Genomic DNA, 22,708 nt, shown 5'->3' with positions numbered 1-22,708 from the left:
GGCCGTCTGATTTTCAGGCGGCCTTTTCTTATTTTATTTTTTCACTGCCAGGCTAACGGTGAAAATACCGTCTTCGTCTATCCATTGGTGGATTTTTTCAAAACCGGCTTGCTCAACCAACTGATCCATTTCCTGCTGGCTGCGGCGGCGCATTACCCAATTGGGGCTGCCCGCTTTGTGGCTGGTCAGCGCGCGCGCAATCATTTCGAGCTGCGGATGCCACGGCTGTCCGGTGTAAATCAGGTAACCACCTGTTTCAATCGCATCGCCGAAGCCGTAGAGCGAGTTCAAAATCAAATCGTTGTCGGCAAACAATTCGTGCAAACCGGAAACAATGCCGAGCGTCGGACGCGGTTGCAAATCCTGATAGTTGGCGCGGTCGTAGGCATTGACTTCGTTAAAAGTAACCGTGTCTTGCAGGCCGCGTTCGGCAATCAGCTTGCGGCCGGCTTCGACGTTAATCGGGCTGTAATCACGCAGGCGCACAGAATCGGGCAACGTGTCGGCAGTCAACGCGTCAAGCACATAGCGGCCGTGTCCCGACGCAATATCGAGAACGTGTACCGGTTTGCCCGCTTCGCGCAGCTTGGCAGAGGCCGTCTGAATCGCTTTGCCGATATTGATTTTGCGTTGACGGATACCGCGCCAGCCGATGGCGTTCAGATAATGTTTGTCCACCGCCACACCAAAGGCATTGCTGCCTTGCGGCTGGTTGCGGTACACATAATCCAGCGTGCTGCCGGAGTCGTAGCCGGTTTCTTTGCCGATTTTCAAACCTTCGCTCCAACGCGCGCCAAGATCGAGGGAGGCGCGGTAAACCGCCCAAAATGCGCCGCGCGGCGACCAGATGGGTAAAGGTGTGGCCAGTTCGTCGGCTTCACGGCGGCTGTCGCCGTGTAGGTGCTCTTGGGTCAGATCAATCGGTAGGGGTGGGTTGTCGAAACGCTGGCGGATAAAGCGGCGCATTTCGACAAAGGCGATTTCACGGTTTTGCTCGCCCAAGGTGTCGTGATAGAAGCCGGGCAGGATATGGCGTTCTTTGATGCGGCTGCTCAGGCGGTTGTAGAAATCGTGTTGCGGTTTGTGGTGAACCACCCAATCGCTGCCTGAAATCAAAAGCTGTACAGGCGTGGTAATGGCTTGCGCGTCGGCGACGACGCGTTCGGCGGCCTCATATAAACCGAGCAGAATGCGCACGGAAATGGCGCGGGTGATGAGCGGATCGTTGTCGTAGCTGGTTTGGCGTTCTTGGTTGTGGGTCAGGTAGTGGGCTTTGACGTAGCTGTTGACAAAGAAATTGCCGCGCCATTTCTGCATGATTTTCAGACCCGTGCGGGCAAAAGGGACGTAGAGTTTGACTTTGAATGCGGGCGATGCCAATACGGCGCAGCGGATTTTCGGCGCGTAGTCGTGCAGCCAAGTGGACACCAATACCGCGCCGACGCTTTGCGCGATCACGCAGATGTTTTCAGGCTTGATGCCGTATTCGCTTTGGATGTGGCGGATAAAGTCGTCCACGTCGGCAACGGAAGTACCGATGCTGGGGCTGTCGCCGCGTTCGCCGGGGCTGTGCCCATGACCGCGCGCGTCCCATGCGAAATAGGCAAAATCGTCGAAACCGAGTTCGTCGGCAACAAACATCATCCGGCCGGAATGCTCGTGGCCGCGATGGAACAACACGATGGCTTTATCGGAAGAGCCGTCGGCAGCGGGGCGGTAGCGGTAGAAAAGTTTGGTGCCGTCTTGGGTGGCGAAGTGTTTTTGCTGTTCCTGCATATGTGTACTCCTTGGTGAGATACATTTTAAAGAGGCTACCTGAAAAGCGGTTTGATGCGTTTTCAGGTAGCCTTTAACAGTTAAGATTGGCTGCCCAAATGTTTATCTGGGCGGGTGAACAGGAAGACGAATAAGGAAGTGAGCGCGCCCAGCGTGTCGGAGAGCATGTCTTTTTGCGCGTCCCAAATATCGCCTTGTGAGCCGAGCACTTCTATGCCAGCCTGGCCGCCGTCGATTACGGCATACTGCCATTCGATGATTTCGTAAGCTGCGGCCACGCTCATGATGAAGAACAGGGAAAAGAATAAGGCAATCGGCACACGGCAGAGTTTGCGGCGCAGCAGCCATTCGGCCATCGGGTAGGCGTAGAAGCCGATGATGTAGTGCCCAACGCGGTCGAAATGGTTGCGTCCTTCGCCCAAAAACGGGGCAAGTAGGCGGTTGGCCCAATCGAAGGGCACGTCGGCGAAGGTGTAGTGTGCGCCAATGGTGTGCATAATCAGCCAAAAGCTCATGAATACATAAGCCAAATTGCTGAAACGGAAGCGGCGGTAAGTGGCGATGAGTGCGACAAATACGGCGGATACGGGGATGATTTCGGCATACCAAACGGCGCGGTCGGACGGGTTGATGCCCGACCAAACGATGAGTGCGGCGATGAAAATGGTGAGGAAGAGGGGGATGATGGGGAAGGATTTTTGCATAGGGTTGATGTGTGGGGATAAATGTTGACCGATTTTAATTTTGTTGGGTGGCTTTCAGGTAGCCTGTATGGGAGGCTACCTGAAAAAATCAATAATTCAAATTCCTTTGAAGATGTTTCAGCATCACAATCACAAACAGGGCGGTTGCGAAGGATAGCATAAACATCAGCACGGCGGCCGGAGTCGAACGCGGGATAGACTGCACGGCCATCACCAGCAACCAAACGGTTGCCCCGGCAAAGGCGAGTGCGGTGGTGCTGAAAAAAGCCACGGCAAACCAAACCCAAATTTTGGTAACGCAGCGTTCAAAGCGGCTGTATTGCCCGCTTTCCCGCACGGCTTCTAAATAGACATCTAAGAAGACCAAGCCCACGCAGATGGCGGCACCCAACCACAACCCTTTGCTGTGCCAACCGGTTATCCCGGCGAAGCGATAAGTGTAGATAGCGATAAGTAGCAGCAAAAATACCGTCCACGCATTGAATACTTTTTTCATGATTGGGTTTTCAGGTAGCCTTTAAGCCGTTGATGATGCGACGATAGCAGGTGTAAGCCAATGCCGCGCAGGCCAGCCACATCAGGGCGTAGAAAGCGATATGGAAACTGCCTACTGCCGCATACCACACCGCCAGCGCGCCGATGAAGAACGCGCGGTCGCTCTTGCCGAACGGGCCGTCATAGTGCCGCCCGTTGCCATGTACCTGCCCCAGCACACCGCAAAATTCCGTCATGGCCGCCAGCCAAATAAACAGGGCGATTTGCACGCCGCCGAAAGGGGCGATGAAGGCAAAAGGCAGATACAGCGCGGCATCGGCGGCTACGTCTGTGATCTCGTTCAGGTAGCCACCCAAGGCTGATTGTTGGCCAAATTCGCGCGCCAGCATGCCGTCCACCGCGTTCAACGCCATGCGCAGAAATAGCCACACGGGCATGAGCCAAAATAACGCGGGAAGGTGCGCCAAGCAAGCCAGCAGCAGCCCGAGCGCAATCGAAACCGTACAGGCGAACACGGTTACCTGATTGGCCGTTACGCCTTTCTGATACAGCCGCCGCACCAGCGGGCGTAATAGGTTTTGGAATTTAGGTTTGAGGGCGTAGATGCTCATGGTATGCGGTCTCAGTGGTGGGGGCGGTTGTATTATAGATGAAAGCAGTAAATGGTTGCTGTCTGTTGTGTATCAAAAAGAAGTAGTTGGTCGTATTTTTGGTAAGTGCTGGTAGCAGGATGGGTACATTTGTCTGAAATGGTACAACTTGGTTTGTAAGCTGATGGATAATGGGGTTTAGGAATTGTCAGGAATTTGTATATAAGGGTAAAATATGCGGATAATTCAACCCGATGGTTTGCTAGTTGGCAGATTGTTGGGGCATCGATAAATAGTTAAGTTTGAAAGCAACACCGCTGGAAAGGGAAAACAAAAATGTTGATGGCGTTTGTATTGGGATTTTGGTGCCTTTGGATGGGTGAGCGCGAGCCGAGCGTTTTGCTGGAAGGCTTTTTCTTTACTGTTATTGCCATTGCGGCAAATGGGTTTATGCAGTGGCAGATGCCTAATACGGATACGGTATGGGCGTTGCAGTGGGGCTTAGTTTGGGCTTGGGCTGCGCTGATGATGTTTGTGGTGGATACTTTCGGCTCAAACTTAGGTATTCGTTTGGTGGTTGCTTTGGTGGCCGGCGGCGGTTACTTTTGGCTGGAGCAAAACGGCTGCGGTTTGGCCGCTGGCTGGTTGGGTGCAGAGGCAAAATGTGTGCGGGAGGCTGTAACAGCTTCACAATTCAGATAAATAGCAAGATATTGGCTGTATTTATAAAGGCTACCTGAAGTTTTAGCTTCGCAGAAACCACGCTGCGTTGTATTCTTTGGTAGCCTTTAGTATAGCGTTGGCGTTATTGCGGTATCTTTGGTGGTTTACTGCTTTGGATGAGCCATATGCTGTCGCTACCAGATACCATTTGTAGCAAAGGCTACCTGAAAATCTACTGGGGTTTCAGGTAGCCTTTTGTTATGCCGAGGAGGTATATATGTGCCGTGATTCGGTTGGTTATTGCTGCCAATTCATGATAGTTTGAATCTGTATCAGGGCAAGACAGCACAAAATAGTCCATATAAAACGGCATAGGCGTTTTCAGGTAGCCTATGCCGTTTTGATGCCTGTCGGAATGAGCAGCTGCTTACACCACAGCTTCTTCTTTCTGCTTCTGCGGTTTGTGGATGTTTTCGCGAGTGAGACCGAAGAAGAGGAGCAGCGGGCTGGCCACCAGTACGGAGGAGTAGATACCGAACACGATACCGATGGTGAGCGCGATGGCAAAGCCGTGCAGGGCGGCACCGCCGAACACCAGCATGGAGACCACCATGGCTTCGGTGGAGCCGTGGGTGATGATGGTGCGGCTCATGGTAGCGGTGATGGCGTTGTCGATAATTTGCGGGATGGTTTTGCCGCGCATGGCGGGCTTGTGGATATTCTCACGGATACGGTCGAATACCACCACCGATTCGTTCACCGAATAGCCGAGCACGGCCAAGATACCGGCCAGCACAGTGAGTGAAAACTCCCATTGGAACAGGGCGAAGCAGCCGAGAATCACCACTACGTCATGCATATTGGCGATGATGGCGGATACGGCGAAACGCCATTCGAAACGCACGGAGAGGTAGATGATGATACCGATCACCACCATGCCCAAGGCCAACAGGCCGTGGGTAACCAGCTCTTCGCCCACTTGCGGGCCGATGAATTCAACCTTGCGCAGGCTGGCGTCGGCATGGTCTTTGCGCAGCAGCTCCAATACGTTGTTGGAGAGCTGGGCAGAGGTCATGTCTTGGCGGTTGGGCAGGCGGATCATCAGCTGCTTGTTGGTGCCCAAACTTTGCACTTGGGCTTCGCCCATTTTGAGTTCGTTCAGGCGCGTGCGCACTTGGTTCGGGTCAGCGCCTTCTTTGGCGTATTGCACTTCGATAACGGTGCCGCCAGTGAACTCAACCGAGTAGTTGAGCCCTTTGGTAACGAGGAAAAACACGGCGGCGATGAAGGTAATCAGCGAAATCAGAGTGGTGATTTTGCCGTAGCTCATGAACGGGATGTCGTGTTTCAAACGGTGGAAGAAATCCATCTTAGTGCTCCTTTGCGGTAGGCAGGGTGATGCCGATGGACAAATTACTCAGTTTGCGGCGGCGGCCATACCATAAGTTGACAAAGGTACGGGAAACCACCACTGATGAGAACATGGAAGTGAGGATACCGATACAGTGCACCACGGCAAAACCGCGCACCGCGCCGGAACCGAACACCAAGAGGGCAATACCGGCAATCAGCGAGGTGATGTTGGAATCGACGATGGTGTCCCAAGCGTGGCGGTAGCCTTCGCTGATGGCCTGCTGCGGGCTCACTCCGTCGCGCAGTTCTTCGCGGATACGCTCGTTAATCAGCACGTTGGAGTCGATGGCCATACCGAGCGTGAGCGCAATGGCCGCAATGCCGGGTAGGGTGAGCGTGGCTTGCAGCAGCGACAAAATCGCAACCAGGAACAATAGGTTGGCGGTGAGCGCCAGTACGGAGAAGATGCCGAACAGGCGGTAGTACACCACCATAAAGGCAGCCACAACCAAGAAGCCCCACAGTGTGGAGTGGAAACCTTTTTGGATATTTTCCTTACCCATAGACGGGCCGATGGTGCGCTCTTCGATGATTTCCATCGGCGCAGCCAGCGAGCCGGCGCGCAGCAGCAGCGCGGTGTCGTTAGCTTCGGCCACGTTCATGCTACCTGAAATCTGCACATTGCCGCCGGGAATCGGTTCGTTGATGGTCGGCGCGGTAACGATTTCGGCTTTACCTTGGTCGATCAGGATCATGGCGGTGCGGCGGCCGACGTTGTTGCGGGTCAGGTCGGCGAAAATGCTGGTGCCGGCGTTATCGAGCTTCAGGTTTACCGACGGGCGGTTGTCGTGGGTGAAGCCGGCTTGGGCATCGTTGATGTTGTCGCCGGTGAATTCCACCTGTTTGCTCACCAACAGCTGGCCACCTTCGGCGGTGGGCAGCAATTCATAGCCGGCCGGCACGTTGCCGGCTTCCGCCTGTTGCAGCAGCGCGGGGTCGTCGGCCACCATGCGTACTTCCAGCGTGGCGGTACGGCCAATGATGTCTTTGGCTTTGGCGGTGTCTTGCACGCCGGGCAGCTGCACCACGATGCGGTCGGGGCCGGCCTGCTGAATAATCGGCTCGGCCACGCCCAATTCGTTCACGCGGTTGTGCAGGGTATTAATATTCTGCTTCACGGCGGCATCGCGGATTTGCGTTTGGGTAGTTTCGGGCAGGCTCACCACCAAGTTGTTGCCGTCAGCCTTCAATTCCACATCCGGTGCGATTTCTTTTAGCTTAGGCAGGGCAGCTTGCAGGGTGGCTGCATCTTGGAAGGGCACAATCAGCGTGTCGCCGCTGCGGCGCATATTGCCGGTGCGGATTTTGTCTTTACGCAGCTGGCGGCGGAAGTCGCCGGAGATGCGGTCGAAGGTTTTGTCCACTGCCGCGTGCATGTCCACGCGCATGGTAAAGTGCACACCGCCGCGCAGGTCGAGGCCGAGGAACATCGGGTTGGCGCCGAGTTTGGTCATCCAGTCGGGCGTATTGGCAATCAAGTTGAGGGCGATGATGTAGTTGTCGCCCAATTTCTGCTCGATCACGTCGCGGGCTTTGCTCTGCAACTCTTCATTGGGCAGACGCACGCGCAGGCTGCCGTCGGCAATAAACATGCCGTTGTGCTGGATGTTGGCTGCCTTCAGCGCCTCTGCCACGGCTTGTTCGGTGGTTTGATCGATGTGGATCGACTGGCGGTTGGTGGAAACCTGCACGGCCGGGGTTTCGCCATAGAAGTTGGGCAGGGCGTAGATGGCGGATACAACGATAACCAGCCCAATCAGCAGGTATTTCCAAAGCGGATAACGGTTCATAACGGGCTTTCAGAAACGGAAAACGGGCAGCATGGCCGGAATGCGGCTGCTGCGCCGTAGGAAAAGGTTAGTTGTCGAGCTTTTTGATGATGGCGTCGCGGTGGAAATCGACCACGGTGTTGGGGGCAACTTCTAGGCCGATGATTTCTTCGCCGATTTTGGAAACTTTGCCGATCATGCCTGCACCGGTCATCACTTTGTCGCCTTTTTTCAGTTCGCTGAGCATCTCGCGGCGGCGCTTCTCGTCACGCTGTTTCGGCCGGAGAATCATGAAGTAGAGCATGGCGAAGAGGAAAATCAGCGGGAGGAAACTCTGAATGGTACTCATCAGGTCGGGCTGGGCCGCGGCGGCGAGTGGGAAATGCAACATGGGGCAAGACTCCAAAAAGAAAAATGAAAGTGTGCCATTGTAAACGGGCGGCGGGGTTTTTCCAACCCGTGCAACAGAAATTTAAGCGAGGTTGCCATAGGGCTGGAGAATTTTGTGGTGGGAGGGTGTCGGGCGGGCTGAAATTTTGTTGGGTTGGGTTTTATCCCTATCCCTATCAGCGGTATTAACACAGGCTACCTGAAACAATCTGCGATATTGCGGATAGGGGTTTCAGGTAGCCTGTTAGATTTTCAGGTAGCCTTCCTAAGCGGTGGAAAGGCTACCTGAAAATATTCCTGCGCGGGTTTGGCTAATCTAAGGCCAAATGCTGTGCGCTCACACCTTCGGGTGATACGACAAGGCAACCGCCTTCTTTGCCATACCAGTCTTGCAGCACAAAGCGGGTGAAGCTTTGGCCGTTGGGCAGGGTGTGCTGGTGGGTGGCTGGGCGGTGAGTGTGGCCGTGGATAAGATCAGCACCGGGGTGTTGCGCCATCAGGGCGGATACCGCTTCTTCGGTTACGTCGGAAACGGCGCTTTTGCCGTTTTCGGCTTTGCCGCGTTCGCTCATCTGGCGGATTTGCTGCGCCAGCAGGCGGCGTTCAGCCAGGGGCTTGGCGAGGATGACGGCCTGCCATTGCGGCTGGCGCGATTGGGCGCGGAACTGCATATAGGGCAGGTCGGCGGTGCAGAGTTCGTCGCCGTGGGTGAGCAGGTAGGGACGGCCGTAGAGGATAATAGGATGCTGCTCGGGCAGCAGGGTCATGCCGCTGCGGCTGGCGAAGTCTTGGCCGAGCAGGAAATCGCGGTTGCCGGGGATGAAATACACGGGTTTGTGTTGGGCGAATGCTTTTAATTCGGCGGCGATATGGTCGTTAAAGGGAGAGTGATCATCGTCGCCCACCCAGGCGTCGAACAGGTCGCCGAGGATGTAGAGGGCATCGGCCGTGTTTTGCCATTGGTGCAGCTGGCGCAGGAAGAGTTTGGTGAGCTCGGGGCTGTGCTCGGAGAGATGGAGGTCGGCGATAAAGATGGTTTGGTTCATGATTCAGGCGAAAATTTCGGAATAGCGTTCGGGGGAAAAGCCGATGTGGACGCGGCCTTGGTGTTCGAGCACGGGGCGTTTGATTACGGAGGGCTGTGCCTGCATCAGGGCGATGGCGCCTTCGCGGCTGTCGGCGGCAGCTTGTTCGGCCGGGCTGAGTTTGCGCCAGGTGGTGCCTTTGCGGTTGATGAGAACGTCTGCATCAACGGCGTCGAGCCAGCGGGCGAGCTGTTCGGGCGCGGGGGCTTCGGTTTTGAAATTAACGAAGGCGTGGGGCACTTGTTTTTCGTCTAGCCAGGCGCGGGCTTTTTTCACGGTGGCGCAGTTGGGGATGCCGTAGAGGGTGGTCATTATTGTGTATAATCCTTGCCGATTGAAACGCCCGCCATTGTACGGGTAGGATGTTTTTTTGTCATGGCATGGCATAGGCTGTGCCGGATATATTTGATTGTGGAGAATTTATGAAACATTGGATATGGGCGGCCTTGGCTGCCGGGCTGCTGGCCGGTTGCGGCGCGCAGGAAGCTGGCAAGGGGCAGTTTCGAGATGTGCTGGCGCGCTATGCGGCGGCAAATGAAGTGTGCCTGCCGCTGGCTTTGGATGCCGACGGGGCGGCGCCGCTGCTGGGTTCGGAGCGGATTGTGTTGCCGCGCCGCGATACGGAAGACAAACGCATCAACGAAGCGGCCATCAAACAGATGCGGGCTTTGGAGAGTGCCGGATTATATGAGCGCTTGAAAGAGGGAGATGACGATGTGGCGTTGGTTTTCATGCTCACCGAAAGCGGGCGTAAACATACCCGCGCCGGCTTAAATGGGCCGCTGTTCTGCTTGGGGCATGAGCATGTGGATAAAGTGCAGTACTACACTGAGCCGGCTACCAATGCTGCCGGCCTCACCGTATCCCGCGTGGTATATGAGGGCAGCATCACGATGGATGGCTGGGCAAAACGTCTAGTGCGCCAGGGCAGCGAAGCCTGGCAGAAACGCCTGCCGCTGAAACGGGTGGAACAGGCCACGCTGGTAAAAACCAACGACGGCTGGCGCGATATGCGTGAACTGCCGCCCGCCGAAGGCGTGGCGCAGACCGCGCAGTAGCAAAGGTTTCAGGCTACCTGAAAATAGAATGGCACACTAAAACGGCGGCATGGAAATGCCGCCGTGTGTTTTTCTAAGTGAGATGTCGGACTCAAGAATCCGATCTGCGGCTGTCATGCAGCTTTCAGGTAGCCTTTATAGTGCTGCTTTAAAACGTTTTTTGCGAATCCAGCAAAATGGTTACCGGCCCGTCGTTGCACAGGCTGACCAGCATGTGGGTGCGGAAGCGGCCTTCGGCCACGTTCACGCCGTGGCCGCGTAAGAGTGTGGCCACTTGCTGATACAGCGCTTCGGCCTGTTCTGGGCGGGCGGCTTGGGTGAAGGAGGGGCGGCGGCCGTTTCGGGCGTCGCCGTAGAGGGTGAATTGCGATACCAGCAGCACTTCGCCGCCGGTGTCTTTCACCGACAGATTGAGTTTGCCGGCTTCGTCTTCAAAGATGCGCAGGTGGGCGATTTTATCGGCGATATAGCGGGCGTCGGCCTCGCTGTCTTCGCCGCCCACACCAAGCAGTACGCACAGGCCGTGGGGAATTTGGCTGAACGGTGCATCGGGCGCATCGGCGGCGGCGATGTGGGCATGGCTGACTTTTTGGATAACGGCACGCATGGTTTCAGGTAGCCTTTCTGGTGGTTCCCAAGAGGTAGGGTGCGGCTTGGCCTTGTATGCTGCTTACGGCTTGCCGCTTGGTTGCCTGCCTATTGCTGGGATGATGGTTTAGGGCGGATAGGATAAACAAAAGGCTACCTGAAAATTGATGCGCTCTATTTTCAGGTAGCCTTTTCTCGGCGGGCGCTTAAGCCTCGCCTTGTTCTTGGCTCGGGCTTTCGGCTGAGGTTTGGGTTTCGGCGGCTTGTGCTTCGTCTTCCTCTTCTTCGGCTACGCGCTCGAGGCTGACGAGGGTTTCGCCTTCGTCCAGGTTAATCAGCTTCACGCCGGCGGCGGCGCGGCCGGTTTCGCGGATTTGTTCCACCTTGGTGCGGATGAGTACGCCGCCGCTGGTAATCAGCATCAGGTCGTCACTTTCGCTCACCAGGGTGGCGGCCACTAGGTCGCCGTTGCGCTCGCCGGTGTTGATGGCGATATTGCCTTGACCGCCTTTGTTTTTGCGGCTGTAACTGGCAATCGGGGTGCGTTTGCCGTAGCCGTTGGCGGTGGCGGTGAGCACTTGCAGTTCGCTCTGTTCGCACTCGGGGGCGAAGGTGATAAGGCTGACGATGCGGCCGTTTTCGGGCAGTCTCATGCCGCGCAGGCCGCCGCTGCCGCGGCCGCTGGGGCGTACGCCGTGTTTGCCGCTGATGGGGGCACTTTCGGCGTTGTCGTCTTCCTGGCTACCTGAAATTTCGGTGTCGTTGTCGTCGCCGGTTTCTTCATCGTCGCTGCTGCGCTCCCAATATTCGTTGAAGCGGATGGCTTTGCCGAGGTTGGAGAAGAGCATGATGTCGTTGCGGCCGGAGGTGCGCGCTACACCCACCAGGCTATCGCCTTCTTTGAGGGCGATGGCTTTGATGCCAACTTTGCTCACGTTTTTAAACGCAGAAAGTTGCACTTTTTTCACCACGCCCATAGCGGTGGCGAAGAAAACGTATTCGTCTTCGGGGAAGTCGCGCACGGGCAGGATGGCGGAGACTTTTTCGTTTTCGTCCAGCTGGATAACGTTGTTGATCGGGCGGCCGCGCGAGTTGCGCCCGCCTTCGGGCAGTTTATATACCTTAATCCAGTGGCAGCGGCCGTGGTTGGTGAAGCACATCAGGTAGTCGTGGGTGTTGGCCACAAACAGGGTTTCGATGAAGTCTTCGTCTTTGGTGGCGGCGGCCTGCTTGCCGCGACCGCCGCGCCGCTGGGCTTGGTAGTCGGTGGTGGGCTGGGTTTTGATATAGCCGCCGTGGGTGAGGGTAACCACCATTTCGCGCGGCGGAATCAGGTCTTCATCGGCGATGTCGCCGCCGAACGGGTTGATTTCGCTGCGGCGCGGGTCGCCGAAGTTGGTTTTGATTTCGATGAGCTCGTCATGGATGATTTGGGTGATGCGTTCGGGCTTAGCCAAAATATCCAGGAAATCGATAATCTGCGCCATGATGGTTTTGTAGTCGGCGAGGATGGTGTCTTGGTCGAGGCCGGTGAGGTTGCGCAGGCTCATGCGCAGGATGGCGTCGGCTTGCAAGTCGCTCAAATAATAGCCGTCTTCGCGCAGGCCGAGGTTTTCAGGTAGCCCTTCGGGGCGCGCCATGTTTAAATCCAAATCGGTGCGGCTGAGCATATCGCCCACTAGGCCGGACTGCCACGGCCGCGCCAGCAGTTTGGCTTTGGCTTTGGCGGCATCAGCGGATTCTTTGATGAGCTGAATCATCGGGTCGATATTGGAAAGCGCCACGGCTTTGCCTTCGGCGATGTGGCCTTCGTGCCGCGCTTTTTTCAGGCGGAATAAGGTGCGGCGGGTAACCACTTCGCGGCGGTGGCGCAGGAATTCGGCCAGAATCTGCTTTAAATTCAACAGGCGCGGCTGGCCGTCGACCAGGGCCACCATATTGATGCCGAAGCTGTCTTGCAGCTGGGTGAGTTTGTAGAGCTGGTTGAGCACGACTTCGGCGTTTTCATTACGCTTCAGTTCGATGACCACGCGCATACCGGATTTGTCGGATTCGTCGCGCAAATCGGAAATGCCTTCCAGCGTTTTCTCGCGCACCAGCTCGCCGATTTTTTCCACCAGCTTGGCTTTGTTTACCTGATAGGGGATTTCATCGATGATGATGGCTTCGCGCTCGCCGTGTTTACCGATGGGCTCGATGTGGGTTTTGCCGCGCATCACCACGCGGCCGCGGCCGGTGCGGTAGCCTTCGCGCACGCCGGCGAGGCCATAAATGGTGGCGCCGGTGGGGAAGTCTGGGGCTTTGATGGTGTCGATGAGCGCGTCGATAGACGTGTCGGGATCGGCCAAGAGTTGCAGGCAGGCATCCACCGTGTCGCCTAAATTGTGCGGCGGGATGTTGGTGGCCATGCCCACGGCAATACCGGCCGAACCGTTGGTCAGCAGGGAGGGGAAGCGGGTGGGCATCACCAGCGGCTCTTGTTCGCTGCCGTCGTAGTTCGGGCCGAAGTTTACGGTATCTTCTTCAATGTCGGCCAGCATTTCGTGGGCGATTTTCGCCATGCGGATTTCGGTGTAACGCATGGCTGCCGCGCCGTCGCCGTCCACCGAGCCGAAGTTGCCCTGGCCGTCTACCAGCATATAGCGCATGGAGAAGGGCTGCGCCATGCGCACGATGGTGTCGTACACCGCGGAATCGCCGTGCGGATGGTATTTACCGATAACGTCGCCCACGATACGGGCGGATTTTTTATAAGACGAGTTCCAATTGTTTTTCAACTCGTGCATGGCGTAGAGCACGCGGCGGTGCACGGGTTTCAGGCCGTCGCGTACATCGGGCAGCGCGCGGCCGACGATTACAGACATGGCGTAATCGAGATAGCTTTTGCGCATTTCCTCTTCGAGGCTGACGGGGATAGTTTCTTTGGCAAACCGGTGGTCGTGGGTGCTGCTCATGGAGATTTAAAGCCCAATCGATTAAAACGCGTTATTTTATCACATAATCAATCATCAAGACGGCTGCCATAGATAAATACATACTGCATAAATAGAATTCATCTTTTGGCAGCCGTTATATTTCCGCAATTTTTAAAGGCGTTCCGCAAAACACTATTTCAGCGGCTTGAGAATTTTACCGCGCCGGATATAGATTTTAGTCATCTGCTCAGAGGCGTGGCCAAGTTGGTCAGAGGCGCTGCGGGTGTCGGCAGCCAGGTAAATATCCGTGGCGGCTTTGGCTCTCAAGTCGCGGAATTGGAATGCGGACAACTCTTCCGCCAGTTCAGGCCGCTGCTGCATGACGGTTTTTCTCAACTCTAAAAATTGCCTGCTTAGGGCGGCGCGGGACAACGGTTTCCCGTGGCTGTTGAGGAACAGGTAGCCGTTATCTTGGTGGATACGGTCGATGATTTCTTTGAGCTTGCCGCTGATTTCAAAACGCAGCTTAGCGCCTGTTTTCTGCTGGCTGATATGCAGGATGCCTTCGTGGATGTGGCTGCTGTGAATGCCGACTATATCAACAGGGCGCTGGCCGGTGATGTAGGCGATGTCCATTAAATCACGCATCTGCTGGCTGGCAGCCTGATAGACGGCCTGATACAGGTAATCCTCAATATAAACCTCACGGCGCTTCTTGCTGTGCTTCTTGACGTTGCGGCAGGGGTTTTCTTTGCTTGTCCAACCCTGCTCTCTGGCATAGTTAAAGATGGCGCTGAGATAGCCGATTTCGTTGTTAGCGCCGCCTGGGGTGTCTTTGCGCCAGTCGAGATAACGGCGGACGTGTGCCGGTTCGATTTCATCCAGTGGCGCCGGGTTCTCCCCGCCGAAAAACTTAGACAGCTTGCGCACGGCGTTGTTGGCGCTGGAAATGGTGTTGCGGCTGCGGTGGCTGATGATATTCTGCAGGTAGCGTTCGGCTGCAACAGGAAAGGTAACACGGGCGGACTTGGGCAGTTTGGCTGCTTCGAGTTTGCTCCACTCTTGGACGGCGGCAATGTAGTCCGTGCCAAGCGGGATTTCTTTGCGCCGCCCATCTTCCCGCCCGTCGTAGTAGTAATAGACGGTGGTCTTGCCGTTTTTTCGGGTGCGTCTGCGCGCCAGCATTCTATCCGGCAGGTTGCTGTTGGCGCTTCGTTTCCTGCCCATGATTACTCCCTCCTAGACTGCCGGCTGCCACCTGGGCTTGTCCGGCTTATGTTTTTGCGGTTTGCCTTCCAGCACGCTGCGGCTGACAACAGGGTAGCCTGCGGCATTGGTAAAGAACGGAATGCCGTTTTTGCGCAGGGTTTCGGCCTGTTTTTTCGGCTGCTTGCGGCTGGTCAGTTCGATGATTTCTTCGCGGGTTAAAAAGGTGTTGGTCATGTTTCCCCTTTCAAATAATAATCTTGATGATGGACTGCTCGCCGTTCACTTCTTCCAGCCCGTCCAAATCCTGTAGCCCCTGCATGGCCACCTCGTACAAGATCTGGCTAAGGTTCTCACGGGTTACGCCTTCGCTCGTTATCTTGGCTTCGCGGATTTCGTATTCCGGCTTGCCGTGTAGCTTCAGCCAAATCTCGAAGCGGTATTTGCGCGGCTTGTCGAAGATGCGCTTGCGTTTCACGGGGTCGGCGAAGTCGCCGAACATCTCCGCCGCTTCCTGAAATTCGTCACGAGTATCTGCACCAACCAAGGGGAAGGTGCAGTAGCCGCGATAGGGTTTGGACGGTTTCTTTTTTCTGCTCCGGCTCACGGCTTAATCTCCAAACTAAAGACCACCCGAAGGTGGCCTAGTTAATCAATCATTGTTAAATATTTTCTGTACCTCTTCATGCGAAAGAATTTGCCATGCAGATTGGTTTGTAACTGGAAGCCAATCATCTTCAATCCTATTGCCATTTACCAATTCGCTTCTTTTAAAGCGGATAATTACAGCTTCGTCTCTGGAAACAAACAACATAATTCCCCCTGATGATTTTGATTTCGCGAATACTGGATATCTCATTCCACATCTCCTCTACAGATTGCGTTCAATACATCGGCGTGGGCTTGTGCGGCGGCTTCGGTTAAGCCCAGAGTTTAAACTTTATTTAATCAGAGAATTTCAGCGGTTAAAAGAGGCTGAATCAAAATCAGGCCGACTAGAGTGGAGTGTTCGGCGCACATTGGTCAAGGCGCAATATAGAGTGCATACAGATGCTATAAAAAACAATCTGATACCAAATACAATTACCTCAAAAGAGGCTGGGTACATTTATGCATCAGAAGCGGATATGCTGAATAAGGCGCTTTTTGGCTGTACCGCAAAAGAATGGAAGATTAGGAACCCGGGTGAGTCGGGGAATCTTAGAGACCATGCCAGTATCGAGCAGTTAGTTGTCTTGGCTGGGCTGGAAAGTCAAAACGCATTACTAATTGAACAGGGCATTCCACAAGACCAAAGGCTGGTTATTCTAAATAAACAGGCTATTCAGCAGCTTAAATCAATTCTTAATAGTCCAAGTATCCAAAAACTACACCGCCCATTGGTAGAGTGACAGTGCGGAGAACACGCGTGGAACTGAACGAGACGGAGAACACGGCGGAAGAGTAGCGGCGGAAGATGCGCCGAAGCTGAGCCGCAGCGCATCTACGCAGGAGAAATACGAGCAGCGGATTGACGAGCTGTTTGCTGGGGAGAAAGCCGATGTAAAAAACGGGGTAACTATTCTCGACCGTTCGGATATGCTGGATATGCTGGGATTTGGGGATAAGCCCCTAAAACTAGCAGAAGGTAAAGTATTGGCCGGGATTGACAACCATCCGGCCATGACGGCGGAGGTGTGGAAACGGCTGCCTGAGTGGATAGACAAACCGGCAATGGTGTTTGATTCAGATACCGTGGATGGCCGCTTGGTGTTTATCGCCCCGGAGAAAGTGCGCGGCAGCGATGTGCGAATTGTGATTGAGCCGAAAGGTGATGCCTTGGAAGCGCACGTTTTGGTGAACGCCTACAATAAGGACAGTAAATCACCATACTTCCGCTGGGTGAATGACCGCCTGCTGCGTTATGCAGATAAAGAAAAAGCCTCGCGGATTGATGAGCGATTCGGGCTCCGATTGCCCGACATCCTCCGCAATCCAGCTTTCATGCCCGACGCCCAAATTCATGGCATGGGTCGCGGAAACATGAAAGCCTTGAGGCGTACTAAAATTCTAACCGAAAAGAACCTGCAAGGCTACCTGAAAAACAACCCTGCCTTATCGCTGAACCATTCCGGCAACACACCAAGCGCGGCAACGCCGGAACGGGTGGCGGAAATCTGGCAACAGGTAGCGCGCGCGGTGGGGCAGCGCAATATGCGGCTGATTGATGTATTGACCGCCGCAGAAGCCAGCCGCCCGGATGGGGCGCAGGATTTGCGCGGGGTGGATGGCTGGTATGACCCGAAGAGCAACCTCATCGGCAGCCAAGGCCAAATGATGGCTGATGACCATACGGATTTTGCGGTAGAACAGGACTGCCGAATTGGGATGGATACCCAAAATATCGGCGGCAGAACGGGCGGTAACTTCCAGCACAAAAAAAACGGAGCAGTTCTTTCTGTATTTTCTTCCTTAATTTGCAGTGTGTTATATTCATATTTCGAGGGTAACATATCTGCTAATCTAGTACAGCCCCAAACGAAATGGCGGTTTCAGGTAGCCTTTGCTGTTTTTACTTTATTGATGGGCGTATTCCACCAAGAGCGGCCGGTGGTCGGAGTGCTGCCAGGGCAAGGGGTGGGCGGAAACGTTTAGGCCTTTGGCTAAGGCGTGGTCGATATTGAGGAAAAACGGTTTCCAAGTGGGCGTGAAGTAGCGGGTGGCGGGGCGGCTGCCGCCTTCTTGCAGGAAACGGCGGAACAGCGGGGAAAACGGGCTGCTGTTGAAGTCGCCCACAGCCAGCGCGCGCGGTTCGGCGGCAAGGGCGCGGGCGGTTTCGGCCAGGTAGTGCTGCCGCGCCCCGGCCAGTTCGCTGCTGATGGGTGGCGGCGGGTGTAGGGCGTAGAGGGTGGTGCCGTCGGCAGTTTGGGCGCGGATATAGGGGTAGTCGCCAATCATGCGCACTTCGCAGGCGGCCAGCGGCTGTTTGCTCCACAGGGCGAGGGCGAAGGGGCTGTGTTCGCGGTGTTGGCAGCCGTGTGGATAGGCTTGGCGCAGGCTTTGCCAGCCGGGGTTGTCGAGATTGATTTCGCCCAGCGTGAGAAGGTCGGCCTGCTCGGCTAAGAGGGCGGTGCTTTCTGCTTCGGCGGCAGGATTATCGAGATGGACGTTGTACCAAACCAGCCGTGTGCCGCCGGCTGGGGCATCGGGCAGGGCGAAGGGCTGAGCCAGCCATAGCAGAGATGCGGCAGCACACACGAGCCACAGCGCACGCCACTTCGGGCGCGGCCAAATCGCGGCGAGAATGAAGACGGCAGCGTAGTGGGGCAGGAAATGGCTGAATAGTTCGGCCGGCCAAAACAGACTGCCAAGCTGGCCGATCAGCATTGCAGCTAGGGCAAGCAGAGCGAGGATGTGCAGGCGGGGGCGGAGAAAGGCGGACATGTTGTGGTTAGGGAGGTGTAGCGGGTGGGATGGAGGCTACCTGAAAAACGGGCGGGGCGGTTTTCAGGTAGCCTGTTGTATTTCAGACAGCCTTAGCTCCGATTTTCAGCAACCGGCATATCAGCCACAGCACCATACGGCGCAGCAGGATCGAAAGCAGTATGGCGGGGTAGAACAGCAGCAGGTTGTCGGGATACGGGCTGAGATTGGACCAGTTCAACAGAGCCAGCAGCATGATTGCGCCGGTGCCGATTTCCAGCAATACACCATTTTTCTCCTGCATGGCCAGCCGTGCAGTGTGTACGGGCAGCAGCAATAGCCACAGCAAAGCGGCAAAAATGATGCGCCATGGCAGGAGCAGTATGGTTAAACCGAGCAACTGATTGCCGGACAGTATCGAACCACCCAAGCTGGCCACACCCGTTAGCAATAGCAACTGCCACGGCAGTCGTTGGAGGGTTTGCAAACTGAGCGCCTGCCGAATCAGCCGCTCGATTTTGTCCAACCAGGCGGGGCGGTCAAACAGCAGATAGAAGTTGCCATTGAGCCAAAGCAGCGTGGCAGCCAAGATATAGCGGCCATAACCTTTCGGTATAGGAAAAGAGAAAATCAGGAAGGCGAGGCCGAGCAAGCAGAGATTGCTGGTGCTCCAGCCGGCCGTGTCCTCTTCAAGATGCCAAAAATAATATGTCCAACAGGCCAACAGGACGGCAAGGTAGCCGATATTCCACCAAGGCTCAGCGGGCAGCACAGGGGCAAAAAGCACGAGGATGGCCGGAGAAAGCAGTAAATGTATGGCTTTGCCCCAGCCTGTGCGGTATTTGAAATGATTAAAACTTTCACCCAAGCCGGGATTGAGCGACTCTAAGGCTGAATAAATATTGCTGCTGCCCACAGCATAAACAACCTGCATGGCAGCCAGGATGACTACCACCAACATAAAGTCGGCAAGTAAGTCAATACCGCCATTCGGGCTTCCTCCTGCGGCCAAGCTGCCAATCACGGCTGCTAGGATGCAGATAACCACCCAGGCAATACGGCAGCCGTGCCAGAAATCATAGCGCTTGTGTACGGCCGGGCGGTAGGTGTGCAGCAGCAGGCGTTGGCGGCGGTTGGCTTCGTCGGACAATTCCGGCCACAGCAGCATGGCGGCAAAGGCGGCAAACAGGCGGCGCATCAGGCCGGGGGGTGTGCCGAGGAAGCGGGCGAATAGGGCGGATACGGGCAGGCGCTTTTCCGGCTTGCTGCCGTCTTCGTCCGGCCCGGCAGCTTCCGGCTCGAACAGATGAATGATGTCGGCGGTGCGGCGGTATTCTTCCAGCCGCGCCAAGCCTTCCGGGTCGCGCACTTCTTGGAAGAAGGCGTGCGTCCAACCGGAGTAGTCGGCCAGGTGCGCCCACAAGAGTGGGTGGCGGATTTGGTTGTGGTGCAGAAAATCGAGGCAGGCTGCGGCCACATCACGATGTTCCTGTGGCGGTGCATTGTCGAGCATCCGGCTGGTTTCTGGCCAGCGGCGCAGCAGTTCTTCACTACCACCTTGCTTGAACCACTGCCGCCATTGCGTCAGCAGCTGTGTTGCGGCCTGGCCGATGGGCGGAACGAAGGAGTGTGGGTGCTGCGGTTTGGCACGATGTTTGGCCAGCTTGGCCGCTATCCTGCGGTATTCCTTGATCTGTTCTAGCTCGGCCGGGGTGAAGATGTTGTTGCGGAAGTCGGGATGGTGCCAGCCAAAGTAATCCGACCATTGCGCCCACAGCATACAGTCGTCGATTTGGTGGGTGCGCAGGAAGTCGGCGAATTGGCGGGAGGCATTTTCGGTTTCGCCCAGGGGCAGCTGCTCGAGCTGTTCGCGGATGTGCGGCCAGGCGGCTTCGAGCTCGGCCGCACCGCCACGGGTGAAGTAAGTTTCGATATTGCTGAGCAGGGCGGCGCAGGGGTCGCTGCCGTAGGGGTGGGGGCTACCTGAAAATAGTTCGTCTGCTTCGGGCAGATTTCCGTTTTCAGGTAGCCTTTCGTTTTCGGCCGTATTGGGATTAGGGCTACCTGAAAACCGGTAGGTGTGGTGTTCGTCGTGGCTGCCGGCCTGCCAAGGCGGTAAAGCATGATGGGAATCGGCTTGGCCGAATCTGCTTTGCTCGTTTTGGCGAAACTCACTTCGTTCGTTTTGGCGAAACTCGCCCTGCTCGTTTTCAGGTAGCCATTCGCTTGCCGGGAACGACCATTCTGGCGCGGCTTCGCCAGCGAGATAGGGGGCGATGGCGAGGGCTTCGTCAAACGCTTCGCGCAGGCGCTGATAGCCTTCGGCATCGTCGTCGGGGCGGGTGGTTTTCAGCAGTTTGGCGTAGGCGCGTTTGATGGCGCGTTCGTCTGATGTGGGCTCGATTTGCAGGATGTGCCAGCAATCCATGATGGGTTCCGGTGTGGTGTGGGGGCTGCCTGAAAACGAAGTGGGTTTCGCCAAAACGAGCAAGGCGAGTTTCGCCAAAACAGGGGGTGTGGGTTTTATAGTGGATTAACAAAAATCAGGACAAGGCGGCGAGCCGCAGACAGTACACACGTTACGGCAAGGCGAGCCAACGCTGTACCGGTTTTTGTTAATTCACTATAGCGAAACCCACTTTGTTCGTTTTCAGGTAGCCTGCTTGTTGTTTTCCGTGCGGGTTTGGGCATGAATGCCCGGTTGGCGGTTTTCAGGTAGCCCTAGAGCAGCCAGCCGCCGTCGAAGTGGCGCAGGAATTCGCCGAATTCTTTTTGCGCGTGGCGGATGGCGTTGGCGTCTTGGCTCTCCAGCGTGCGCTCGAACTGCATTACGGCGCGGCCGATGGCCTGGCGCCGTTCGCCGAGGTATTCTTCATACAGGCGTTTGCCTTTTTCCAGCAGGTAGATGTTTTCCTGCTGCTCACGCGGGTGGACTTTGAGCGCGGCGAGGCGTTCGAGCGCGGCCTGCACTTCTTCTTCGCTCAGGTTGATGCTGTTGTGGCGGAAGGTTTGGTTGACTTTGATATTGAGGTCTTCGTTGCTCACGTCCACGTCTAACAGGCCGTTGGCATCGTAGCTGAAGCGCACGTCGATGTTCACTTCACCGGCGCGGCGCGGCGGCACGCGCACTTCGAGCTGGCCGAGCTCGAGGTTTTCGTTGGCCAGCACGGATTCGCCTTGCAGCACGCGAAGCGTGATGGCGGTTTGCCGGTCGTTCATGGTGGAATAGCCGGCCACGCGCGATACGGGCACGGGCATGTTGCGCTCGATAATCGGGCTGAAAATGCCGTGTGTGACGCTGCCGTCCGGCAGCTGTTCGGACACTTCCACGCCCAGCGAGAAGGGCATCACATCGGTGAGCACCACTTCCTCCACGTTGCTGTCGCGCGCCAGCAGGGCGGCCTGCACCGCCGCACCGCGCGCGATGGCCTCATCGGGATTGACCGAGGCTTTGGGAATACGGCCGAACAGCTGGGCGATGGTGTTGCGGACAACCGGCATCCGCGTGGCGCCACCCACCAGAATGATGCTGTCGATTTGGCTCGGGTGCAGCTTGGCGTCGCGCAGTGCACGTTCCAACGGCTGGCGCAACCGCGCCATCAGCGGTTTGGCGGCTTCTTGGAACTCTTGGCGGGTAATCGCGGCGGCGGCCATGCGGTTGCCCACGTTCACCTGCACTTCGGCCTGCATTTCTTCGCCGAGCCTGCGTTTGGCGGTTTCCAAAGCCTGCCACAGTTCGCTGCTGTCGGCGAGGCGGGCGCGTTCTTCGTCGCTCAATTCTTTGCATTTGGCCAGAAAAAGCTGGCGCAACACCTGCACGAAGTCTTCACCGCCCAAGTGGTTGTCGCCCGCGCTGGCGGATACCTGCACCACGCCGTCGAAATAATCGAGCACGGATACGTCGAACGTGCCGCCGCCGAGGTCGTAAATCAAAAATCGGGTGTCGTCGGGCTTTTCCTGCAGGCCGTAGGCCAAGCTGGCGGCAGTGGGTTCGTTGAGCAGGCGCAGCGCGTTGAGCCCGGCCATCTGCGCGGCGTTGCGAGTGGCCTGGCGCTGGATGGCGTTGAAGTAGGCCGGCACGGTAATCACCACATCGCGCACTTCTTCGCCCAAATCGGCTTCGGCATCTTCTTTAAGCTGGCGCAGCACCAGTGCGGAAAGTTCTTCGGCACGGAATTTCTTGCCGTTGAGCCGGAAGATTTTGTCGGTGCCCATGAAGCGCTTGAAGGCGGAGGCGGTGGCCTGCGGGGCGGTGCGCAGCCGCTCGCGTGCGGCCAACCCCACCAGTATTGTGCCGTCGTCCGCCACGCTTACCACGGAAGGTGTGAGTGTGTGGCCGAGCCGATTGGGAATCAGGCGGGTTTCGCCATTGATGAATTGGGCGACGAGACAGTTGGTGGTGCCTAAATCAATGCCGATTTGTGTGGTCATGGTGCAAAAGCGGTGAAGTGAAAGGGCATTATTTTAAGTGGAAACAGGCTACCTGAAAAAGCGGGCTGATGGGCGCAAAGGTAAAAGGCGGCGTGTAAGCAACAAGCTGGGAATATGGTGGCATGTGGTTGCGTATAGGTTACCTGAAAATGAATGGGGTGAGTTTCGCGAAAACAAAGGTAATGGGCGCTGCAGAATAGGTTTATGAGTTTCTACGAAGCTG

At 56.2% G+C, this 22,708-nt stretch carries 21 protein-coding genes and 2 pseudogenes; 4 read left to right on the top strand and 19 right to left on the bottom strand.

Annotation, left to right across the window (positions count from 1 at the left end; translation table 11 throughout):
• Positions 1-33: 33 nt before the first annotated feature.
• From CKV94_RS03105 to CKV94_RS03090, 4 genes are all read right to left on the bottom strand, one after another.
• Positions 34-1,776 (bottom strand): bifunctional alpha/beta hydrolase/class I SAM-dependent methyltransferase, encoded by a 1,743-nt coding sequence (locus tag CKV94_RS03105; RefSeq protein ID WP_003824866.1) that lies wholly within the window; start codon positions 1,774-1,776, stop codon positions 34-36.
• Positions 1,777-1,856: 80 nt separating this feature from the next.
• Complete coding sequence (locus CKV94_RS03100; RefSeq protein ID WP_003824867.1) at positions 1,857-2,480, bottom strand: DUF2238 domain-containing protein; 624 nt, start codon at positions 2,478-2,480, stop codon at positions 1,857-1,859.
• Positions 2,481-2,568: 88 nt separating this feature from the next.
• Positions 2,569-2,976 carry a hypothetical protein gene (locus CKV94_RS03095; RefSeq protein ID WP_003824868.1) on the bottom strand — a complete coding sequence of 136 codons (408 nt, stop codon included), beginning with the start codon at positions 2,974-2,976 and terminating at the stop codon, positions 2,569-2,571.
• Positions 2,977-2,986: 10 nt separating this feature from the next.
• Positions 2,987-3,586 (bottom strand): CDP-alcohol phosphatidyltransferase family protein, encoded by a 600-nt coding sequence (locus CKV94_RS03090; protein WP_003824869.1) that lies wholly within the window; start codon positions 3,584-3,586, stop codon positions 2,987-2,989.
• Positions 3,587-3,901: 315 nt separating this feature from the next.
• On the opposite strand from CKV94_RS03090, the gene CKV94_RS03085 reads away from it, so the two are divergent.
• Positions 3,902-4,267 carry a hypothetical protein gene (locus CKV94_RS03085; RefSeq protein WP_003824871.1) on the top strand — a complete coding sequence of 122 codons (366 nt, stop codon included), beginning with the start codon at positions 3,902-3,904 and terminating at the stop codon, positions 4,265-4,267.
• A gap of 388 nt (positions 4,268-4,655) precedes the next feature.
• Here CKV94_RS03085 and secF read toward each other — a convergent pair whose 3' ends face one another.
• The 5 genes from secF to CKV94_RS03060 all read right to left on the bottom strand — a co-directional run bounded on the left by secF (position 4,656) and on the right by CKV94_RS03060 (position 9,197).
• Positions 4,656-5,597 (bottom strand): protein translocase subunit SecF, encoded by a 942-nt coding sequence (secF, locus tag CKV94_RS03080; RefSeq protein WP_003824873.1) that lies wholly within the window; start codon positions 5,595-5,597, stop codon positions 4,656-4,658.
• A 1-nt stretch (position 5,598) separates the two neighbouring features.
• Positions 5,599-7,431: a protein translocase subunit SecD gene (secD, locus tag CKV94_RS03075; RefSeq protein ID WP_003824874.1), complete on the bottom strand. Its 1,833-nt coding sequence runs from the start codon at positions 7,429-7,431 to the stop codon at positions 5,599-5,601.
• Positions 7,432-7,498: 67 nt separating this feature from the next.
• Positions 7,499-7,801 (bottom strand): preprotein translocase subunit YajC, encoded by a 303-nt coding sequence (gene yajC, locus CKV94_RS03070; protein WP_003824876.1) that lies wholly within the window; start codon positions 7,799-7,801, stop codon positions 7,499-7,501.
• A gap of 310 nt (positions 7,802-8,111) precedes the next feature.
• Positions 8,112-8,846: a UDP-2,3-diacylglucosamine diphosphatase gene (locus CKV94_RS03065; protein ID WP_003824878.1), complete on the bottom strand. Its 735-nt coding sequence runs from the start codon at positions 8,844-8,846 to the stop codon at positions 8,112-8,114.
• Positions 8,847-8,849: 3 nt separating this feature from the next.
• The gene (locus CKV94_RS03060) at positions 8,850-9,197 is read right to left on the bottom strand and encodes an arsenate reductase (RefSeq protein ID WP_003824879.1); all 348 of its coding nucleotides are present in this window, start codon (positions 9,195-9,197) and stop codon (positions 8,850-8,852) included.
• Positions 9,198-9,307: 110 nt separating this feature from the next.
• Between CKV94_RS03060 and CKV94_RS03055 the strand changes: the two genes are divergently transcribed.
• Positions 9,308-9,943, top strand: coding sequence for a hypothetical protein (locus CKV94_RS03055; protein ID WP_003824880.1), 636 nt, complete (start codon positions 9,308-9,310; stop codon positions 9,941-9,943).
• Positions 9,944-10,091: 148 nt separating this feature from the next.
• On the opposite strand, the gene dtd is transcribed toward CKV94_RS03055, so the two are convergent.
• The 6 genes from dtd to CKV94_RS11070 all read right to left on the bottom strand — a co-directional run bounded on the left by dtd (position 10,092) and on the right by CKV94_RS11070 (position 15,511).
• Positions 10,092-10,550: a D-aminoacyl-tRNA deacylase gene (gene dtd / locus CKV94_RS03050; RefSeq protein WP_003824881.1), complete on the bottom strand. Its 459-nt coding sequence runs from the start codon at positions 10,548-10,550 to the stop codon at positions 10,092-10,094.
• A 187-nt stretch (positions 10,551-10,737) separates the two neighbouring features.
• Positions 10,738-13,485, bottom strand: coding sequence for a DNA gyrase subunit A (gene gyrA, locus CKV94_RS03045; RefSeq protein WP_003824882.1), 2,748 nt, complete (start codon positions 13,483-13,485; stop codon positions 10,738-10,740).
• A gap of 153 nt (positions 13,486-13,638) precedes the next feature.
• Positions 13,639-14,673 (bottom strand): tyrosine-type recombinase/integrase, encoded by a 1,035-nt coding sequence (locus CKV94_RS03040; RefSeq protein WP_003824883.1) that lies wholly within the window; start codon positions 14,671-14,673, stop codon positions 13,639-13,641.
• Positions 14,674-14,685: 12 nt separating this feature from the next.
• A complete protein-coding gene (locus CKV94_RS03035) occupies positions 14,686-14,889 on the bottom strand; it encodes a DUF4224 domain-containing protein (RefSeq protein WP_064084432.1) in 204 nt (67 codons plus the stop codon).
• 10 nt (positions 14,890-14,899) lie between these two features.
• Positions 14,900-15,259 carry a hypothetical protein gene (locus CKV94_RS03030; RefSeq protein WP_223417317.1) on the bottom strand — a complete coding sequence of 120 codons (360 nt, stop codon included), beginning with the start codon at positions 15,257-15,259 and terminating at the stop codon, positions 14,900-14,902.
• Between the two features lie 45 nt (positions 15,260-15,304).
• Positions 15,305-15,511, bottom strand: a complete 207-nt coding sequence (locus CKV94_RS11070) for a hypothetical protein (protein ID WP_141744169.1) — start codon at positions 15,509-15,511, stop codon at positions 15,305-15,307.
• 181 nt (positions 15,512-15,692) lie between these two features.
• Here CKV94_RS11070 and CKV94_RS03025 point away from each other — a divergent pair, with 181 nt between their 5' ends.
• Entirely contained in the window at positions 15,693-16,043 is a 351-nt protein-coding gene (locus CKV94_RS03025; RefSeq protein WP_155114530.1) for a DNA-binding protein, read from the top strand.
• A gap of 187 nt (positions 16,044-16,230) precedes the next feature.
• Positions 16,231-16,518, top strand: a pseudogene (locus CKV94_RS11445) (MuF-C-terminal domain-containing protein); the annotation flags it as partial.
• 423 nt (positions 16,519-16,941) lie between these two features.
• Here CKV94_RS11445 and CKV94_RS03020 read toward each other — a convergent pair.
• The 4 genes and pseudogenes from CKV94_RS03020 to CKV94_RS03005 all read right to left on the bottom strand — a co-directional run.
• Positions 16,942-17,128, bottom strand: a pseudogene (locus CKV94_RS03020) (IS1595 family transposase); the annotation flags it as partial.
• A gap of 80 nt (positions 17,129-17,208) precedes the next feature.
• Entirely contained in the window at positions 17,209-18,075 is an 867-nt protein-coding gene (locus CKV94_RS03015) for an endonuclease/exonuclease/phosphatase family protein (RefSeq protein ID WP_035581284.1), read from the bottom strand.
• A gap of 82 nt (positions 18,076-18,157) precedes the next feature.
• Entirely contained in the window at positions 18,158-20,482 is a 2,325-nt protein-coding gene (locus CKV94_RS03010) for a J domain-containing protein (protein ID WP_003824888.1), read from the bottom strand.
• Between the two features lie 293 nt (positions 20,483-20,775).
• Positions 20,776-22,485, bottom strand: a complete 1,710-nt coding sequence (locus CKV94_RS03005) for a molecular chaperone HscC (RefSeq protein ID WP_003824890.1) — start codon at positions 22,483-22,485, stop codon at positions 20,776-20,778.
• Positions 22,486-22,708: the final 223 nt, after the last annotated feature.

It is taken from the genome of Eikenella corrodens (assembly GCF_900187105.1).
GTDB lineage: Bacteria > Pseudomonadota > Gammaproteobacteria > Burkholderiales > Neisseriaceae > Eikenella > Eikenella corrodens.
This window is presented reverse-complemented; position numbering and strand designations above follow the sequence as displayed.

Coding starts and splice junctions, on each gene's coding strand:
- CKV94_RS03015 (WP_035581284.1), bottom strand. CDS start 18,075: ATGTCCGCCTTTCTCCGCCCCCGCCTGCACATCCTCGCTCTGCTTGCC.
- CKV94_RS03005 (WP_003824890.1), bottom strand. CDS start 22,485: ATGACCACACAAATCGGCATTGATTTAGGCACCACCAACTGTCTCGTC.
- CKV94_RS03085 (WP_003824871.1), top strand. CDS start 3,902: ATGTTGATGGCGTTTGTATTGGGATTTTGGTGCCTTTGGATGGGTGAG.
- gyrA (WP_003824882.1), bottom strand. CDS start 13,485: ATGAGCAGCACCCACGACCACCGGTTTGCCAAAGAAACTATCCCCGTC.
- CKV94_RS03090 (WP_003824869.1), bottom strand. CDS start 3,586: ATGAGCATCTACGCCCTCAAACCTAAATTCCAAAACCTATTACGCCCG.
- CKV94_RS03060 (WP_003824879.1), bottom strand. CDS start 9,197: ATGACCACCCTCTACGGCATCCCCAACTGCGCCACCGTGAAAAAAGCC.
- CKV94_RS03010 (WP_003824888.1), bottom strand. CDS start 20,482: ATGGATTGCTGGCACATCCTGCAAATCGAGCCCACATCAGACGAACGC.
- dtd (WP_003824881.1), bottom strand. CDS start 10,550: ATGCGTGCCGTTATCCAAAAAGTCAGCCATGCCCACATCGCCGCCGCC.
- CKV94_RS03095 (WP_003824868.1), bottom strand. CDS start 2,976: ATGAAAAAAGTATTCAATGCGTGGACGGTATTTTTGCTGCTACTTATC.
- secF (WP_003824873.1), bottom strand. CDS start 5,597: ATGGATTTCTTCCACCGTTTGAAACACGACATCCCGTTCATGAGCTAC.
- CKV94_RS03035 (WP_064084432.1), bottom strand. CDS start 14,889: ATGACCAACACCTTTTTAACCCGCGAAGAAATCATCGAACTGACCAGC.
- CKV94_RS03040 (WP_003824883.1), bottom strand. CDS start 14,673: ATGGGCAGGAAACGAAGCGCCAACAGCAACCTGCCGGATAGAATGCTG.
- secD (WP_003824874.1), bottom strand. CDS start 7,431: ATGAACCGTTATCCGCTTTGGAAATACCTGCTGATTGGGCTGGTTATC.
- CKV94_RS03105 (WP_003824866.1), bottom strand. CDS start 1,776: ATGCAGGAACAGCAAAAACACTTCGCCACCCAAGACGGCACCAAACTT.
- CKV94_RS03100 (WP_003824867.1), bottom strand. CDS start 2,480: ATGCAAAAATCCTTCCCCATCATCCCCCTCTTCCTCACCATTTTCATC.
- CKV94_RS03055 (WP_003824880.1), top strand. CDS start 9,308: ATGAAACATTGGATATGGGCGGCCTTGGCTGCCGGGCTGCTGGCCGGT.
- yajC (WP_003824876.1), bottom strand. CDS start 7,801: ATGTTGCATTTCCCACTCGCCGCCGCGGCCCAGCCCGACCTGATGAGT.
- CKV94_RS11070 (WP_141744169.1), bottom strand. CDS start 15,511: ATGAGATATCCAGTATTCGCGAAATCAAAATCATCAGGGGGAATTATG.
- CKV94_RS03065 (WP_003824878.1), bottom strand. CDS start 8,846: ATGAACCAAACCATCTTTATCGCCGACCTCCATCTCTCCGAGCACAGC.